Source organism: Frisingicoccus sp., from assembly GCF_048388605.1.
GTDB lineage: Bacteria > Bacillota > Clostridia > Lachnospirales > Lachnospiraceae > Frisingicoccus.
In genome coordinates, this window is sequence record NZ_DBGCTU010000052.1 from 1 (window position 1) to 14690 (window position 14690).

25 protein-coding genes are annotated in these 14690 nt (G+C 42.6%); all 25 read left to right on the forward strand.

What is annotated here, in order from left to right; genetic code table 11:
- Positions 1-435, forward strand: a 435-nt coding sequence (gene rplE / locus ACMN7X_RS14000; RefSeq protein ID WP_418748074.1) for a 50S ribosomal protein L5, incomplete at its 5' end; no start/stop codon positions are given.
- 14 nt (positions 436-449) lie between these two features.
- Positions 450-635: a type Z 30S ribosomal protein S14 gene (locus ACMN7X_RS14005; RefSeq protein ID WP_418748075.1), complete on the forward strand. Its 186-nt coding sequence runs from the start codon at positions 450-452 to the stop codon at positions 633-635.
- A gap of 25 nt (positions 636-660) precedes the next feature.
- Entirely contained in the window at positions 661-1062 is a 402-nt protein-coding gene (gene rpsH / locus ACMN7X_RS14010; protein ID WP_412281474.1) for a 30S ribosomal protein S8, read from the forward strand.
- A gap of 293 nt (positions 1063-1355) precedes the next feature.
- Positions 1356-1898 (forward strand): 50S ribosomal protein L6, encoded by a 543-nt coding sequence (gene rplF / locus ACMN7X_RS14015; RefSeq protein ID WP_178625951.1) that lies wholly within the window; start codon positions 1356-1358, stop codon positions 1896-1898.
- A gap of 19 nt (positions 1899-1917) precedes the next feature.
- Positions 1918-2286 (forward strand): 50S ribosomal protein L18, encoded by a 369-nt coding sequence (rplR, locus tag ACMN7X_RS14020; protein WP_418748076.1) that lies wholly within the window; start codon positions 1918-1920, stop codon positions 2284-2286.
- A gap of 15 nt (positions 2287-2301) precedes the next feature.
- The gene (gene rpsE / locus ACMN7X_RS14025) at positions 2302-2811 is read left to right on the forward strand and encodes a 30S ribosomal protein S5 (RefSeq protein WP_418748077.1); all 510 of its coding nucleotides are present in this window, start codon (positions 2302-2304) and stop codon (positions 2809-2811) included.
- A 15-nt stretch (positions 2812-2826) separates the two neighbouring features.
- Positions 2827-3009, forward strand: coding sequence for a 50S ribosomal protein L30 (gene rpmD / locus ACMN7X_RS14030; protein ID WP_418748078.1), 183 nt, complete (start codon positions 2827-2829; stop codon positions 3007-3009).
- Between the two features lie 22 nt (positions 3010-3031).
- On the forward strand, positions 3032-3472 hold the full coding sequence (rplO, locus tag ACMN7X_RS14035; RefSeq protein WP_178040974.1) for a 50S ribosomal protein L15: 441 nt from the start codon (positions 3032-3034) through the stop codon (positions 3470-3472).
- Entirely contained in the window at positions 3472-4785 is a 1314-nt protein-coding gene (secY, locus tag ACMN7X_RS14040; protein ID WP_418748079.1) for a preprotein translocase subunit SecY, read from the forward strand. Before rplO ends, secY begins: the two co-directional genes overlap by 1 nt.
- Positions 4786-4916: 131 nt before the next feature.
- Positions 4917-5561: an adenylate kinase gene (locus ACMN7X_RS14045; RefSeq protein WP_418748080.1), complete on the forward strand. Its 645-nt coding sequence runs from the start codon at positions 4917-4919 to the stop codon at positions 5559-5561.
- A 2-nt stretch (positions 5562-5563) separates the two neighbouring features.
- Positions 5564-6319 (forward strand): type I methionyl aminopeptidase, encoded by a 756-nt coding sequence (map, locus tag ACMN7X_RS14050; RefSeq protein WP_418748081.1) that lies wholly within the window; start codon positions 5564-5566, stop codon positions 6317-6319.
- A 5-nt stretch (positions 6320-6324) separates the two neighbouring features.
- Positions 6325-6627 (forward strand): hypothetical protein, encoded by a 303-nt coding sequence (locus ACMN7X_RS14055; RefSeq protein ID WP_418748082.1) that lies wholly within the window; start codon positions 6325-6327, stop codon positions 6625-6627.
- Position 6628: 1 nt separating this feature from the next.
- Positions 6629-6847, forward strand: a complete 219-nt coding sequence (gene infA, locus ACMN7X_RS14060; RefSeq protein WP_132091802.1) for a translation initiation factor IF-1 — start codon at positions 6629-6631, stop codon at positions 6845-6847.
- A gap of 70 nt (positions 6848-6917) precedes the next feature.
- Positions 6918-7031, forward strand: a complete 114-nt coding sequence (gene rpmJ, locus ACMN7X_RS14065; protein WP_073992704.1) for a 50S ribosomal protein L36 — start codon at positions 6918-6920, stop codon at positions 7029-7031.
- A 236-nt stretch (positions 7032-7267) separates the two neighbouring features.
- Positions 7268-7636 carry a 30S ribosomal protein S13 gene (rpsM, locus tag ACMN7X_RS14070; protein ID WP_132091805.1) on the forward strand — a complete coding sequence of 123 codons (369 nt, stop codon included), beginning with the start codon at positions 7268-7270 and terminating at the stop codon, positions 7634-7636.
- Between the two features lie 25 nt (positions 7637-7661).
- Positions 7662-8057: a 30S ribosomal protein S11 gene (gene rpsK, locus ACMN7X_RS14075; protein WP_418748083.1), complete on the forward strand. Its 396-nt coding sequence runs from the start codon at positions 7662-7664 to the stop codon at positions 8055-8057.
- 18 nt (positions 8058-8075) lie between these two features.
- A complete protein-coding gene (gene rpsD, locus ACMN7X_RS14080; protein WP_418463172.1) occupies positions 8076-8669 on the forward strand; it encodes a 30S ribosomal protein S4 in 594 nt (197 codons plus the stop codon).
- Positions 8670-8733: 64 nt separating this feature from the next.
- Positions 8734-9693 (forward strand): DNA-directed RNA polymerase subunit alpha, encoded by a 960-nt coding sequence (locus ACMN7X_RS14085; RefSeq protein WP_418748084.1) that lies wholly within the window; start codon positions 8734-8736, stop codon positions 9691-9693.
- A gap of 36 nt (positions 9694-9729) precedes the next feature.
- A complete protein-coding gene (locus tag ACMN7X_RS14090) occupies positions 9730-10254 on the forward strand; it encodes a bL17 family ribosomal protein (RefSeq protein WP_418748085.1) in 525 nt (174 codons plus the stop codon).
- A gap of 93 nt (positions 10255-10347) precedes the next feature.
- Entirely contained in the window at positions 10348-11205 is an 858-nt protein-coding gene (locus tag ACMN7X_RS14095) for an energy-coupling factor transporter ATPase (RefSeq protein ID WP_418748086.1), read from the forward strand.
- 5 nt (positions 11206-11210) lie between these two features.
- Complete coding sequence (locus ACMN7X_RS14100; protein ID WP_418748087.1) at positions 11211-12065, forward strand: energy-coupling factor transporter ATPase; 855 nt, start codon at positions 11211-11213, stop codon at positions 12063-12065.
- Complete coding sequence (locus ACMN7X_RS14105; RefSeq protein ID WP_418748088.1) at positions 12062-12862, forward strand: energy-coupling factor transporter transmembrane component T family protein; 801 nt, start codon at positions 12062-12064, stop codon at positions 12860-12862. The genes ACMN7X_RS14100 and ACMN7X_RS14105 overlap by 4 nt, the downstream gene beginning before the upstream one ends.
- Complete coding sequence (gene truA, locus ACMN7X_RS14110; protein ID WP_418748089.1) at positions 12853-13599, forward strand: tRNA pseudouridine(38-40) synthase TruA; 747 nt, start codon at positions 12853-12855, stop codon at positions 13597-13599. The genes ACMN7X_RS14105 and truA overlap by 10 nt, the downstream gene beginning before the upstream one ends.
- Positions 13600-13737: 138 nt before the next feature.
- Positions 13738-14172 carry a 50S ribosomal protein L13 gene (rplM, locus tag ACMN7X_RS14115; RefSeq protein ID WP_418748090.1) on the forward strand — a complete coding sequence of 145 codons (435 nt, stop codon included), beginning with the start codon at positions 13738-13740 and terminating at the stop codon, positions 14170-14172.
- Positions 14173-14196: 24 nt separating this feature from the next.
- On the forward strand, positions 14197-14589 hold the full coding sequence (rpsI, locus tag ACMN7X_RS14120; protein ID WP_412281491.1) for a 30S ribosomal protein S9: 393 nt from the start codon (positions 14197-14199) through the stop codon (positions 14587-14589).
- The last annotated feature ends 101 nt before the right edge of the window (positions 14590-14690 follow it).

A 14690-nucleotide genomic window follows, 5' to 3' on the forward strand; every position in this document is an offset into this window, starting at 1 on the left:
ATCAACATGGGTGTTGGTGAAGCAAAAGAAAATAAAAAAGTTTTAGAATCTGCAGTAGCTGATCTTGAAAAGATCGCTGGACAGAAAGCAGTCGTAACAAGAGCAAAGAAATCTGTTGCGAACTTCAAATTAAGAGAAGGTATGCCTATCGGATGCAAAGTTACATTACGTGGTGAAAGAATGTATGAATTCGCTGATCGTTTAATTAACTTAGCATTACCTCGAGTACGTGACTTCAGAGGAGTTAACCAGAACTCTTTCGATGGAAGAGGTAACTATGCATTAGGTATTAAAGAACAGTTAATTTTCCCAGAAATCGAATACGATAAAGTAGACAAAGTAAGAGGAATGGACATCATCTTCGTTACAACAGCGAACACTGATGAAGAAGCTCGTGAATTATTAACTTTATTTGGTATGCCGTTTAAGAAATAGTTAGGAGGGTTCCCATGGCTAAGAAGTCAATGGTTGCAAAACAGAAAAGAAAAGCAAAATTCTCAACAAGAGAATATAGCCGTTGCAGAATCTGCGGACGTCCACATGCTTATTTAAGAAAATATGGCATTTGCAGAATTTGTTTCCGTGAATTAGCATATAAAGGTGAAATTCCAGGAGTTACAAAATCAAGCTGGTAGGAATAAGTGAAAGGAGGAACTTATCATGTCAATGAGCGATCCAATTGCAGATATGCTTACAAGAATTCGTAATGCAAACACTGCAAAACATGATACTGTCGATGTTCCGGCATCCAAGATGAAGGAATCTATCGCTAAAATTCTTTTAGATGAAGGATATATTAAAAGCTACGAAATTATTGAAGATGGAATAGCAAAAACAATTAAAATCACCCTGAAATACGGTGTAGATAAAAACCAGAAGACCATCAGCGGAATCAAGAGAATCTCCAAACCGGGTCTTCGCGTATATGCCGGTAAAGATGAACTGCCGAAGGTACTTGGCGGACTCGGCGTTGCTATCATTTCCACAAACAAAGGTGTTGTCACAGATAAAGAAGCCCGCGCTATGAACGTAGGCGGCGAAGTTATCGCATTTGTATGGTGACCATGAGACCTTAGTGAAGACGAGCCTCAGCGAAGTCTGAACTTAGTTCGAAGGTCCTTCGCGACACTTAACGAAAGCAAGCCTCAGCGCCGCTTGAGTTTAGTGGAGGCGAAGATACCCGTTCCTATCACTTAGTTGAGGGAACATACCCCTATACCCGTTCCTATCACTTAGTTGAGGGAACATACCCGCTCCTGTCCGGGCAAAGGCAGAAATCCCCGCAAAAGCGGGGTATAGCTGAAAACAGAAGGGGTCCGGCCCCTTCCGAGAATTTAAGTTAGGAGGAAAAAGGCATGTCACGTATCGGTAGATTGCCAATCGCAATTCCTGCAGGCGTTACTGTAGAAATCGCAGAGAACAACAAGGTTACTGTTAAAGGACCGAAGGGAACTCTTGAAAGAGAATTACCTGTTGAAATGAAAATCGAAAAAGATGGAGATTCCATCGTTGTTTCCAGACCGAATGAATTAAAGAGAATGAAATCTTTACATGGTCTGACCCGTACATTGATCAATAACATGGTTATTGGTGTTACAGAGGGCTATAAGAAAGAACTTGAAGTAAACGGTGTTGGTTACAGGGCTCAGAAACAGGGCAAGACACTCGTTTTATCTTTGGGCTACTCCCATCCGGTAGAAATGGTTGACCCGGAAGGTGTTGAGACCACATTGGATGGCCAGAATAAGATCATCGTTTCTGGTATTGATAAAGAAAAAGTTGGCCAGTACGCTGCTGAAATCAGAGACAAGAGAAGACCGGAACCTTACAAAGGTAAAGGTATCAAGTATGCTGATGAAGTCATCCGGCGTAAAGTTGGTAAGACTGGTAAGAAATAATTAAGGAGGATAGCGTAAGATGGTTAAGAAAGATTCAAGAAAAGAAATTCGAGTTAAAAAGCATAAAAGACTGCGTAACCGTTTCTCTGGCACTGCCCAGCGTCCTCGTTTAGCTGTATTCCGAAGCAACAACCACATTTATGCCCAGATTATTGATGATACTGTAGGCAACACACTGGTGGCAGCTTCCACAGTTGAAAAAGAAATCAAAGCTGGTCTTGAAAAGACGAATGATGTTGCAGCCGCAAGCGCTGTAGGTACAGCAATTGCTAAAAAGGCTTTAGATAAAGGTATTACTGAAGTCGTATTTGACAGAGGCGGATTTATTTATCAGGGTAAAATTAAAGCTTTAGCTGAAGCAGCTAGAGAAGCTGGATTACAGTTCTAGCAGGGAGGAGAACAGATGAAACGTACAATTATTGATGCTAGCCAATTAGAGTTAACAGAAAAAGTAGTATCAATTAAACGTGTCACAAAGGTTGTTAAAGGTGGACGTAACATGCGTTTTGCCGCTTTAGTTGTTGTTGGCGACGGCAATGGACACGTTGGTGCTGGCTTAGGAAAAGCAACTGAAATTCCTGAAGCTATCCGCAAGGGAAAAGAAGATGCTATAAAGAAACTTATTGAAGTTCCGTTGGATGAAAACAAGAGTATTCCACATGATTTCCAGGGTAAATTCGGCAGCGCAAACGTATTGCTGAAGAGAGCTCCTGAAGGTACCGGTATCATCGCCGGCGGTCCGGCTCGTGCCGTACTTGAGTTGGCCGGATACAAGAATATCCGTACAAAATCTTTGGGTTCCAATAATAAACAGAACGTCGTACTTGCCACAATCGAAGGATTGGGTGCCTTAACGACTCCAGAAGAAGTTGCTAAGAAACGTGGAAAATCTGTTGAAGAAGTCTTGGCATAGGAGGAGGAGTATAAAATGGCAGATAAATTAAAGATTACTTTAGTTAAATCTACAATTGGTGCAATTCCTAAACATAGAAAAACTGTTGAAGCTTTAGGTTTAAAGAAACTCAACAAAAGTGTTGAGCTTCCGGACAACGCATGTACCCGAGGCATGGTAAAGCAGGTAAAACACTTAGTGAAAGTAGAAGAAATCTAATAGACAGTGAGGAGGTGCACGTATGAATTTATCAGAATTAAGACCTGCAGAAGGTTCAAAACACAGCGATAACTTCAGAAGAGGCCGTGGACATGGTTCAGGAAACGGTAAGACGGCTGGTAAAGGCCATAAAGGTCAGAAGGCTCGTTCCGGAGCGCCAAGACCGGGCTTTGAAGGTGGCCAGATGCCATTATACAGAAGATTACCTAAGAGAGGTTTCACAAATAGAAATTCCTTAGAAATCGTAGCCATTAACGTTGATGTATTAAATCGTTTCGATAACGACGCAGAGGTTACTGTAGAAACATTAGTTGAAACAGGTATCATCAAAAATCCTAAGGATGGCGTAAAGATTCTTGGCAACGGCGAACTTACAAAGAAATTAACAGTAAAAGTTAATGCTTGCAGCGCAGGTGCTGAGGAAAAAATTAAAGCTTTAGGTGGAACAGTAGAGGTGATCTAATGCTTACAACCTTAAAGAACGCATTTAAGGTCAAAGAGATTAAAGAAAGAATTCTTTTTACATTATTCATACTGGTTGTCGTGAGATTGGGAGCACAGCTTCCAATCCCAGGCGTCAGCCGGGATGTATTCAGTGCCTGGTTTGCGGCTCAGACCGGGGGAGCATTTAACTTCTTTGATCAGATGACCGGCGGTTCATTTACTCAGTTTTCCGTATTTGCACTGAGTATTACACCGTATATTACATCTTCCATCATTATGCAGTTAATGACGATCGCTATTCCGAAGCTGGAGGAAATGCAAAAGGAAGGCGAAGATGGAAGAAAAAAGATCCGTGAATACACAAGATATGTAACCATTGCTCTGGCTGTCATTGAAGGTCTCGCAATGGGTATTAATCTTTATCGGGGCGGCAATCTGATGCACAATAATGCATTGGATGTTATTATGGTTGTTGCAGCGTTGACAGCCGGTTCCGCTATCCTGATGTGGATGGGTGAGCAGATCACCGATAAGGGTGTGGGTAATGGTATTTCTATTATCCTTTTGATCAATATTATTTCCACTATTCCGAATGATTTCAGACTTTTATATGATAAATTCATCAACGGAAATAATATTGTCAAGGCAGGTATTGCAGCGATCATCATTCTCGCGATCATCCTGTTTATTGTTGTATTCATTATCTATCTGCAGGACGGCGAACGCCGTATCCCTGTGCAGTATTCAAAAAAAGTTGTTGGACGCAAGTTGGTTGGCGGAAGCACATCCAGTATTCCGCTGAAGGTAAACACCGCCGGTGTTATGCCGATCATTTTTGCATCTTCAATTATGTCTCTGCCGGGAATCATTGTCGGTTTCCTTGGCAAGACACCGGGAGGTATTCCGGGACATATTCTGGCAACATTGAGCAGTTCTAACTGGTGTAAGCCGTCTCAGCCGGTATATTCCATCGGATTACTGATTTATATTTTCTTAGTCGTATTTTTTGCTTATTTCTACACATCCATTACTTTCAATCCATTGGAAGTTGCGGATAATATGAAGAAGCAGGGCGGCTTTATTCCGGGTATCCGGCCCGGAAAACCTACCTCAGAATATTTAAACAAGATTTTAAATAATGTGATTTTTATTGGTGCGGTAGGTTTGATCGTAGTTGCCATTATCCCGATTTTGGCTTCGGGAATCTTTGGCGTTAATGTATCATTTGGCGGAACATCCCTGATCATTGTCGTGGGTGTTGTACTGGAAACATTAAAACAGATTGAGTCCTTAATGCTTGTAAGGCATTATAAGGGTTTTTTAAATGACTAACAGGTCTGATCTTCGTGGATGAGAGCCGGAAATTTTCAGGATATTTCAGTGAATGAAAGCATCCGGCTTATCCACGGATAAATATATTATGAATCATCAGAAGTTGTTGGACATATGTTTGGAGGCAAATTATGAAAATAATTATGTTAGGTGCACCTGGTGCCGGAAAAGGTACTCAGGCAAAAAGAATTGCCGATTTGTGCAAGGTTCCACATATATCAACTGGAGATATTTTCAGAGCTAATATCAAACAGGGAACAGAACTTGGAAAGAAGGCAAAGACATATATGGATGCTGGAGAACTTGTTCCTGATGAATTAGTCTGCGATCTCGTTGTTGATCGAATTCAACAAGATGACTGTACCGAAGGGTTTATTTTGGATGGCTTCCCGAGAACAATTCCTCAGGCTGAAGCTTTGACAAATGCCCTGAATGCTATCGAACAAAAGATGGAATATGCGTTAAATATCGATGTTCCAGATGAAAATATAATTCATAGGATGGCCGGCCGCAGAGCATGTGTTGGATGTGGAGCTACATATCATGTAGAGTTTAACCCGCCAAAAGTTACCGATGTTTGTGACGTATGCGGCGAAGCGCTCATCCTCAGAGATGATGACAAACCGGAAACGGTAAAGAATCGTCTGAACGTTTATCACGAGCAGACAAAGCCATTGATTGACTACTATGAAAAGCAGGGTATTGTACATACGATCGACGGTACTCAGACAATGGATGAAGTATTCAGTGATATTCGTAAAATTTTGGGAGTATAAATATGGCAGTTACAATTAAGTCAGAACATGAAATTGAATTGATGCGGGAAGCGGGACGGCTTTTGGCGATCATGCATGAAGAGCTTCATAAAGAAATCAAACCGGGAATGTCCACATGGGATATTGATCATATTGGAGAAACGATCATTCGGGATTTTGGCTGCGTTCCAAACTTTCTGAATTACAATGGTTATCCGGCATCAATATGCACATCGGTCAACGATGAAGTCGTTCATGGGATCCCTTCCAAAAAGCGGATTCTTCAGGAGGGTGATATCATCAGCCTGGACTGTGGATTGATCTACAAGGGATATCATTCCGATGCGGCCCGGACATGGGGCGTTGGAGAAATTTCGGAAGAAGCGCAGAGACTTATCGATGTAACAAAACAAAGTTTCTTTGAAGGTATAAAATTTGCCAAAGAAGGAAATCATCTCTATGAGATTTCCAAGGCAATCCAGGATTATGCAGAAGGTTTTGGATATTCCATCGTCCGGGATCTGGTTGGACACGGAATAGGGACACACCTTCATGAAGACCCACAGATACCGAATTTCAAACCAAAAGGCAGAGGCCTGAAACTCCAGGCAGGTATGACCCTCGCAATTGAGCCGATGATCAACGAAGGGGTTTATGATGTCGAGTGGATGGATGATGATTGGACCGTGGTGACCGCTGACGGAAAATTGTCGGCACATTATGAAAATACTATTTTAGTTACAAAAGATGGATGTGAGATTTTAACACTGTTGAGGTAATTGAAATGGCAAAAAAAAGAGATGTGAATCGGTTCCGGACAGGGCAGATGGCCCTGTCGGATGCGGGCCATGACCGGGGAAAGCTGTATGTCATTCTTGAGGTCCGGGGTGAAACCCTGGTGCTTGCGGACGGCCTTCGCAGGACGGTAGAAAAACCAAAGATAAAGAATGTCCGGCATGTACGTCGGATGAACTACATAGCCCCGGGGATTGAAGCCAGACTGGACGGCGGCGAACCGTTAAATAATGGAGATGTTTTAAAAGCCATTCAGCTTTTTGAAGCGAAATGTAAGGTAATAGGAGGCTAATATGTCAAAAGCAGATGTTATTGAAGTCGAAGGAACTGTTGTAGAGAAGCTGCCAAACGCGATGTTTCAGGTGGAATTGGAAAATGGCCATCGGGTATTGGCTCACATTAGTGGAAAGCTTCGCATGAATTTTATTCGAATTTTACCAGGTGATAAAGTAACCATCGAATTATCTCCGTACGATTTGACAAAAGGAAGAATAATTTGGAGAGACAAGTAAAAAATTCTTGACTTGTCATATTGTGGGATGCTATAATTGTTCGTGAACGTTTTGAAAGGAGAGATTTCTAATGAAGGTAAGATCATCAGTAAAACCTATCTGCGAAAAATGCAAAGTCATTAAAAGAAAAGGCAGTATTCGTGTTATCTGTGAAAATCCTAAACACAAACAGAGACAGGGCTAATGATCAATTAGGCTTGTGTTTTGTGTTATAAAACGATTTTTCTGGCAGAAGGTCAGAAAGAAAGTATGCGGCTGCAGCGATGAAACACCAGGATGTGTTGTAATCGCTATTAAATAAATAGAAATTTTTAAGAGCAGGGCCTGAGCCTGCCTATTGTCATGTCTTTTAGTCAAGGAGACAGGGCATCTGTAAATATTGAATATGAAATAAGAAAGAACCAGTGGAGGTGTAATTACATGGCTCGTATCAGTGGTGTAGATTTACCAAGAGAGAAACGTGTCGAAATCGGCCTTACTTACGTCTACGGAATCGGTAGAGTAAGTTCAAATCGTATCCTTAAAGAAGCTAATGTTAATCCAGATACACGTGTAAGAGATTTAACAGACGAGGAAGTAGCCAGAATCAATGCTGTTGTTAATGAAACTCAGACAGTTGAAGGTGATTTACGTCGTGAAATCGCTATGAATATTAAGAGATTACAGGAAATCGGATGTTATAGAGGTATTCGTCACAGAAAAGGTCTTCCGGTTCGCGGTCAGAAGACTAAGACAAATGCAAGAACTCGTAAAGGTCCTAAGAGAACAGTAGCAAATAAGAAGAAATAAGTAACCTAATAGGAGGTTTGGTTCAATGGCTAAAAAAGTTACAAAAAAAGTGACTAAAAGACGTGTTAAAAAGAACGTTGAGCGTGGACAGGCACATATTCAGTCATCTTTTAATAATACAATTGTTACATTAACAGATTCCGAAGGGAATGCTCTTTCATGGGCAAGTGCTGGCGGTCTTGGATTCAGAGGCTCCAGAAAGTCCACACCGTATGCTGCTCAGATGGCAGCGGAAACAGCAGCAAAAGCTGCAGCTGTTTATGGTTTAAAATCTGTTGAAGTTATGGTAAAAGGTCCTGGCTCGGGACGTGAAGCTGCAATCCGTGCACTGCAGGCTTGCGGTATCGAAGTCACCAGCATCAGAGACGTAACACCGGTTCCGCACAACGGATGTCGTCCACCAAAAAGAAGAAGAGTCTAATAGGAGGTTAAATTAGATATGGCTAGAGATATGGTTCCAGTATTGAAGAGATGTAGAAGTCTTGGTCTCGACCCAATTTATCTGGGTGTTGATAAAAAATCTAATAGACAGTCTATTAGAGGAAATAGAAAAAAGAGCGAGTATGGACAGCAGCTTACTGAAAAACAGAAAGCGAAATTCATCTATGGCGTTCTTGAAAAACCTTTCAGAAATTATTTCGCAAAAGCGAGCAAGATGAAAGGTACATCCGGTGAAAACCTGATGATTTTACTTGAAAGCAGATTAGATAACGTGATTTTCCGTCTTGGTTTCGCAAGAACACGTAAAGAGGCCAGACAGATTGTCGGACATAAACATGTTTTGGTTAACGGAAAACGTGTAAATATTCCGTCCTACCAGGTTAAAGCCGGAGATACCGTAGAAATTCGTGAGAAATCCAAAGGTTCTCAGAGATATAAAGATATCCTGGAAGTCACAGGCGCAAGACTTGTTCCTGAATGGCTTGAAGCTGACCAGGAAAATCTTTCCGGTACTGTTAAAGCGCTTCCTACCAGAGAGCAGATTGATGTTCCGGTAAATGAAATGCTTATCGTCGAATTGTATTCTAAATAATAGCTTGTTAAGCTAGAGTGTTACCCTCAAAGAAACCTAACCCATTAAAGGAGGGCTAATAATAGTGTTTGATTTTGAAAAACCGAAAATTGAGATTGCAGAGATTTCAGAAGATAATAAATACGGACGTTTTGTCGTAGAACCTCTTGAAAGAGGCTACGGCATTACGCTTGGTAATTCACTGAGAAGAATTATGCTTTCGTCCCTGCCGGGCTCCGCAGTGAGCCAGGTGAAGATTGACGGTGTTGTTCATGAGTTCAGTTCGATTCCGGGCGTAAAGGAAGACGTTACTGAAATTATTATGAACATCAAGAGTCTGGCAATTAAGAATACAAGCACATCATCTGAGCCTAAAACTGCCTATATTGAGTATGAAGGCGAAGGTGTTGTAACGGCAGCAGATATTCAGGTGGATTCCGATATCGAAATCTTGAATAAAGACCAGGTCATCGCCACCTTAAGCGGCGGTACAGACTGCAAACTGTATATGGAATTAACCATTACAAAAGGCCGCGGTTACGTAAGTTCCGATAAAAATAAAAACGAAGATCTGCCGATCGGTGTGATTCCGGTGGACTCTATCTACACTCCTGTGGAGAGAGTAAATATGAATGTGGAAAACACCCGTGTCGGACAGATTACGGATTTTGATAAACTTACACTTGATGTATACACAAATGGTACATTGGGACCGGATGAGGCTGTGAGTCTGGCGGCAAAAGTTTTAAGCGAACATTTGAATCTTTTCATTGATCTTTCTGAAAATGCCAAGACTGCCGAGGTTATGGTAGAAAAAGAAGATAATGAAAAAGAAAAAGTTCTTGAAATGAATATTGATGAATTAGAGTTGTCTGTTCGTTCTTATAACTGCCTGAAGAGAGCAGGAATCAACACAGTTGAAGAGCTGACGAACAGAACAGCAGAGGATATGATGAAGGTTCGTAATCTTGGACGTAAATCTTTGGAAGAAGTTCTTGCCAAATTGAAAGAACTGGGCCTTCAGTTAAATCCGAGCGATGAATAATCGCCATATTGAAGTAGAGTAGGAGGAGGCTAAATCATGGCAGGCTATAGAAAACTTGGAAGAACTTCCAATCAGAGAAAAGCTTTACTTAGAAATCAGGTTACAGCTTTGCTTGACAATGGCAAAATTCGTACAACTGAAGCTAAGGCTAAAGAGATCCGCAGAATTACCGAAGGTCTGATCGCTCTTGCTGTTAAAGAAAAAGATAATTTCGAAACAGTGACTGTACAGGCTAAAGTTGCTCGTAAAGATAAAGACGGCAAGAGAGTAAAAGAGAATGGGAAAGTTGTTTTTGATACAGTTGAAAAAACAATTAAAAAGGACAACCCGTCTCGCTTACATGCAAGAAGACAGATGTTAAAGGTGCTTTATCCGGTGACTGCTGTTCCGGAAGAAGCTGCCGGCAAGAAAGCGGCTACAAAAAAAGTAGATTTAACAGACAAGCTGTTTACAGAAATCGCACCAAAGTATGCTGACCGTAATGGTGGTTATACACGTATTGTAAAAATTGGACAGCGTAAAGGTGACGCAGCAATGGAAGTACTTATCGAATTAGTATAAGAAGTAGCTGAATAGCAATTAAAAACACAGGTGCGACCCACCTGTGTTTTTTAAAATCTGTGCGAGTTTTTCAAAGCTCGGGAAGGAAGCACAATGGGAATTATAAAAGCTGCGAAATTGTTTTATGATTACGTGAGTAAAGATGAACACGATGAAATTGAAGATGTCATTCACGCCGTATCCGGCGTGGATCTGGATGTGGAAGCCGGACAGTTTATCGCTATTTTGGGGCATAACGGTTCGGGAAAATCCACCCTGGCTAAACAGATAAACGCATTGCTTGTTCCCACGGGAGGCACGTTATGGGTGAAGGATATGGATACGAGCCAGCCGGAGAATGTCTGGAAAGTGCGTCAGACGGCAGGAATGGTATTTCAGAATCCGGATAATCAGATCATCGCCAGTCTTGTTGAGGAAGACGTGGGATTTGGGCCGGAAAATCTCGGTGTGCCTACAGAGGATATTTGGAAACGGGTGAATCAGAGCCTGAAATCCGTTGGAATGATAGAATACAGCCATCATTCGCCGAATCGTCTTTCGGGCGGCCAGAAACAGCGGGTAGCCATTGCCGGGGTGATGGCAATGGAGCCGGAGTGCATTGTCCTGGATGAACCAACGGCCATGCTGGACCCGAATGGCCGTAAAGAGGTTATTGAGACTGTGCATGAATTGAATCGGGAAAAGAAGGTAACGGTCATTCTGATCACGCATTATATGGATGAGGTCGTTCATGCGGACAAAGTATATGTGATGGATGATGGAAAAATCGTACTTTCAGGGACACCGCGGCAGGTGTTTTCCCAGGTGGATCATTTAAAGCAACTGCGTCTGGATGTTCCTCAGGTAACGGAGCTGGCTTATGAGCTGAGGCAGTCCGGGATCGATGTTCCGGAGGGCGTTCTGACAATTGAAGAATTGGCCAAATCTCTGGAAAGATTAAAAAGCAGGTGACGGATATGGGAATTCGATTAGAGCATGTAAACTATATATACAGCCCGGATAACGCTTTCCGAAAACAGGCTCTCAGGGACATAAATCTCGAAATCAGGGACGGTGAGTTCATTGGACTTATCGGACATACCGGCTCGGGAAAATCAACGCTTATTCAGCATTTAAACGGGATTTTAAAGGCAACGGACGGCTGTATTTATTACAATGAGCAGAATATATATGATGAAAAGTATCGGATGACAGAGCTCCGAAGCCATGTGGGACTTGTCTTTCAATATCCGGAACATCAGCTTTTTGAAATGACGGTGTTGAAGGACGTGTGTTACGGTCCGAAAAATCTTGGCTTGGATGATGCGGCGGCGGAGGAGCGGGCGCGGGAGGCCCTCTCCATGGTAGAAATGCCGGAAAAGGATTATGAGAAGTCTCCTTTTGAGCTTTCCGGCGGTCAGAAACGGCGGGTAGCCATTGCCGGAGTGCTTGCGATGCATCCGGATGTGCTCATCCTGGATGAGCCGACAGCCGGCCTGGACCCGAAGGGTCGAAATGATATTTTGGACCAGATTTCTGATCTGCATAAACAGACAGGTATCACGGTCATTCTCGTTTCCCACAGTATGGAAGATGTGGCGAAATATGTGGATCGAATCATTGTGATGAACCGCGGAGAGATTTTTATGGACGGTGCGCCGAAAGAGATTTTTAAAAACTCGGAATTGTTGGAAAGCGTGGGACTTGCCGCACCTCAGGTAACTTATCTGATGCGGCGGCTTCGCGGGATATTCCCGGAACTGCCGGAAGATGTGACTACGATAGAAGAAGCAAAGCAGGCGCTGCTGCGCTGCCTGGAGGCAGATAAATGATTAGAGATATTACGATTGGACAATATTATCCGGCCAACTCTGTCATCCACAGGCTGGACCCCAGAGTAAAACTATTGGGAACCATTGTTTTTGTTGTGAGTGTTTTTTTTGTAAATGATATTGTTGGCCTGCTTTTGGCGACAGCTGCGCTGGCTGCCGTCATTCGGCTTTCAAAAGTTCCGCTGAAATACATGTTAAAGGGACTGAAGGCGATTTTCATATTGATGCTTTTTACCGTTCTTTTAAATGTATTTCTGACGCCGGGTAGAGAGCTCATACATTTTGGTTTTTTAAAGGTCACCGAAGAGGGACTTGTGCTTGCCGGAAAGACGGCGGTTCGACTTGTTTATCTGATCGTGGGCTCCACGATCATGACGCTGACTACCACGCCGAATCATTTGACGGATGGACTGGAAAAAGCGTTGGGGCCGCTTAAAAAAATCCATTTTCCGGTGCATGAGCTGGCGATGACTATGTCGATCGCCCTCAGATTTATACCGATCTTAATGGAAGAGACGGATAAAATCATGAAAGCTCAACAGGCGCGCTGCGCTGATTTTGAGAGTGGCAATCTGATCCAGCGAATGAAGAGCCTTATACCGATTTTGGTACCTTTATTTATTTCGGCGATCCGCAGGGCAAACGATCTGGCTATGGCGATGGAGGCCCGCTGTTATCACGGCGGTGTGGGCCGGACTAAAATGAAACCTCTCGTTTATGCCCGCAGGGATTATGCGGCTTACGGTATTATTTTAATCTATATTCTGATATGGGCGGCGGTGAAGGTATGGCTGTAAGACGTATTAAATTGGTGGTGGCCTATGACGGCACAAATTACTGCGGCTGGCAGGTGCAGCCAAACGGCATATCCATTCAGGCTGTACTCCAAAAGCACATAGAGGCGTTGACCGGAGAAAAAATCATGCTGACAGGGGCCAGCCGGACCGATTCAGGGGTCCATGCCCTGGGACAGGTGGCTGTATTTGATACGGAAAAGCCCTGGCCGGCGGAACGCTTTGTTCCTGCTCTGAATCAGCGGCTGCCGAAGGATATTGTCATTCAGTCGGCGGAGGAAGTTCCCCGTGATTTTCATCCGAGATATCAGAATACATTAAAGACCTATGAATATCGGATCTTAAATCGGCGTGTTCCGCTGCCGAATGAGCGGCTGACCAGTTATTTTGTTCCGCAGAAGCTGGATATGGAAGCCATGCGTGAGGCGGCGGTGGAACTGATCGGAACTCATGATTTCCATAATTTCTGTTCGGTTAAAACGAAGGCAGAAAATACGGTGAGGACGATCACCCATCTGACTTTGACAAAAGAAGATGACATGATATATCTGCGGGTCACCGGAGACGGTTTCCTTTATAACATGGTTCGGATTATTGTCGGCGGATTATTAAAGGTCGGATTTCATAAAAAAACGGCGGCGGATATTCGAAGGAGCCTGGAAACCGGCGAACGCTATGTTGTCGGGCCGACGGCTCCGCCCCAGGGATTAACCCTGGTAAATATTGAATATTTAGAATAAAAATGCTTGACAGCACTTTTTCTTTGCCATATAATATTTAATTGTGACGATATGTCTAAAAATGCGAAATCCATAGCCCCGGTAAGTAGCATTTATTAAAGAATACATTGTTTTTAGTACATTAAGGAGGTCCAAACCATGAAAAGTTACATGGCTAGTCCAGCAACAATCGAAAGAAAATGGTATGTAGTTGATGCAGAAGGCCAGACATTAGGTCGTTTAGCTTCCCAGGTTGCCAGTGTTTTAAGAGGAAAAAATAAACCAACATATACACCAAGTATGGATACAGGTGATTATGTTATTGTTGTAAATGCTGATAAAATCAAAGTTACAGGCAAGAAATTAGACCAGAAGATCTACTACAGACATTCGGATTATGTTGGTGGTATGAAAGAGACAACTCTGAAAGAGTTATTAGCAAAAAAACCAGAAGATGTTATTAATTTTGCAGTGAAAGGCATGCTTCCAAAGGGACCGCTCGGAAGACAGATGATTAAAAAACTTCATGTGTATGCAGGCCCGGAACATAATCATGCTGCTCAGAAACCAGAAGTATTGGAAATTAAATACTAATAATATCGGAAGGAGAGAAGAACATTGTCTAGTGTAAAATATTACGGAACAGGAAGAAGAAAGAAAAGTATCGCCAGAGTATATCTCGTACCTGGAACAGGCAATATCACCATTAATAAAAGAGATATCGACAACTATTTAGGGCTTGAAACCTTAAAAGTTATCGTAAGACAGCCATTGGTTGCTACAAATACAGTAGATAAATTCGATGTTATCGTTAACGTTCATGGCGGCGGATTTACAGGACAGGCCGGTGCGATCAGACATGGTATCGCCAGAGCATTACTGAAAGCAGATAACGATTATAGACCGGTTCTCAAAAAAGCAGGTTACTTAACTCGTGATCCACGTATGAAAGAACGTAAGAAATACGGTCTCAAAGCCGCACGTCGCGCACCTCAGTTCAGCAAACGATAGTTTTAAACAGAATAAGAGATTTAGAAGAACCCTTGAAAGTCCAGTATTTTCAAGGGTTTTCTTTATGTCAGCGTTTTTAAGAATTTTTGAAAAAAGTGCAG

Coding starts and splice junctions, on each gene's coding strand:
- ACMN7X_RS14005 (WP_418748075.1), top strand. CDS start 450: ATGGCTAAGAAGTCAATGGTTGCAAAACAGAAAAGAAAAGCAAAATTC.
- rpsK (WP_418748083.1), top strand. CDS start 7,662: ATGGCTAAAAAAGTTACAAAAAAAGTGACTAAAAGACGTGTTAAAAAG.
- rpsM (WP_132091805.1), top strand. CDS start 7,268: ATGGCTCGTATCAGTGGTGTAGATTTACCAAGAGAGAAACGTGTCGAA.
- infA (WP_132091802.1), top strand. CDS start 6,629: ATGTCAAAAGCAGATGTTATTGAAGTCGAAGGAACTGTTGTAGAGAAG.
- rplO (WP_178040974.1), top strand. CDS start 3,032: ATGAATTTATCAGAATTAAGACCTGCAGAAGGTTCAAAACACAGCGAT.
- rplM (WP_418748090.1), top strand. CDS start 13,738: ATGAAAAGTTACATGGCTAGTCCAGCAACAATCGAAAGAAAATGGTAT.
- ACMN7X_RS14095 (WP_418748086.1), top strand. CDS start 10,348: ATGGGAATTATAAAAGCTGCGAAATTGTTTTATGATTACGTGAGTAAA.
- rplF (WP_178625951.1), top strand. CDS start 1,356: ATGTCACGTATCGGTAGATTGCCAATCGCAATTCCTGCAGGCGTTACT.
- ACMN7X_RS14105 (WP_418748088.1), top strand. CDS start 12,062: ATGATTAGAGATATTACGATTGGACAATATTATCCGGCCAACTCTGTC.
- ACMN7X_RS14100 (WP_418748087.1), top strand. CDS start 11,211: ATGGGAATTCGATTAGAGCATGTAAACTATATATACAGCCCGGATAAC.
- ACMN7X_RS14055 (WP_418748082.1), top strand. CDS start 6,325: ATGGCAAAAAAAAGAGATGTGAATCGGTTCCGGACAGGGCAGATGGCC.
- rpmD (WP_418748078.1), top strand. CDS start 2,827: ATGGCAGATAAATTAAAGATTACTTTAGTTAAATCTACAATTGGTGCA.
- rpsH (WP_412281474.1), top strand. CDS start 661: ATGTCAATGAGCGATCCAATTGCAGATATGCTTACAAGAATTCGTAAT.
- rpmJ (WP_073992704.1), top strand. CDS start 6,918: ATGAAGGTAAGATCATCAGTAAAACCTATCTGCGAAAAATGCAAAGTC.
- rplR (WP_418748076.1), top strand. CDS start 1,918: ATGGTTAAGAAAGATTCAAGAAAAGAAATTCGAGTTAAAAAGCATAAA.
- secY (WP_418748079.1), top strand. CDS start 3,472: ATGCTTACAACCTTAAAGAACGCATTTAAGGTCAAAGAGATTAAAGAA.
- rpsE (WP_418748077.1), top strand. CDS start 2,302: ATGAAACGTACAATTATTGATGCTAGCCAATTAGAGTTAACAGAAAAA.
- truA (WP_418748089.1), top strand. CDS start 12,853: ATGGCTGTAAGACGTATTAAATTGGTGGTGGCCTATGACGGCACAAAT.
- ACMN7X_RS14045 (WP_418748080.1), top strand. CDS start 4,917: ATGAAAATAATTATGTTAGGTGCACCTGGTGCCGGAAAAGGTACTCAG.
- rpsD (WP_418463172.1), top strand. CDS start 8,076: ATGGCTAGAGATATGGTTCCAGTATTGAAGAGATGTAGAAGTCTTGGT.
- map (WP_418748081.1), top strand. CDS start 5,564: ATGGCAGTTACAATTAAGTCAGAACATGAAATTGAATTGATGCGGGAA.
- ACMN7X_RS14090 (WP_418748085.1), top strand. CDS start 9,730: ATGGCAGGCTATAGAAAACTTGGAAGAACTTCCAATCAGAGAAAAGCT.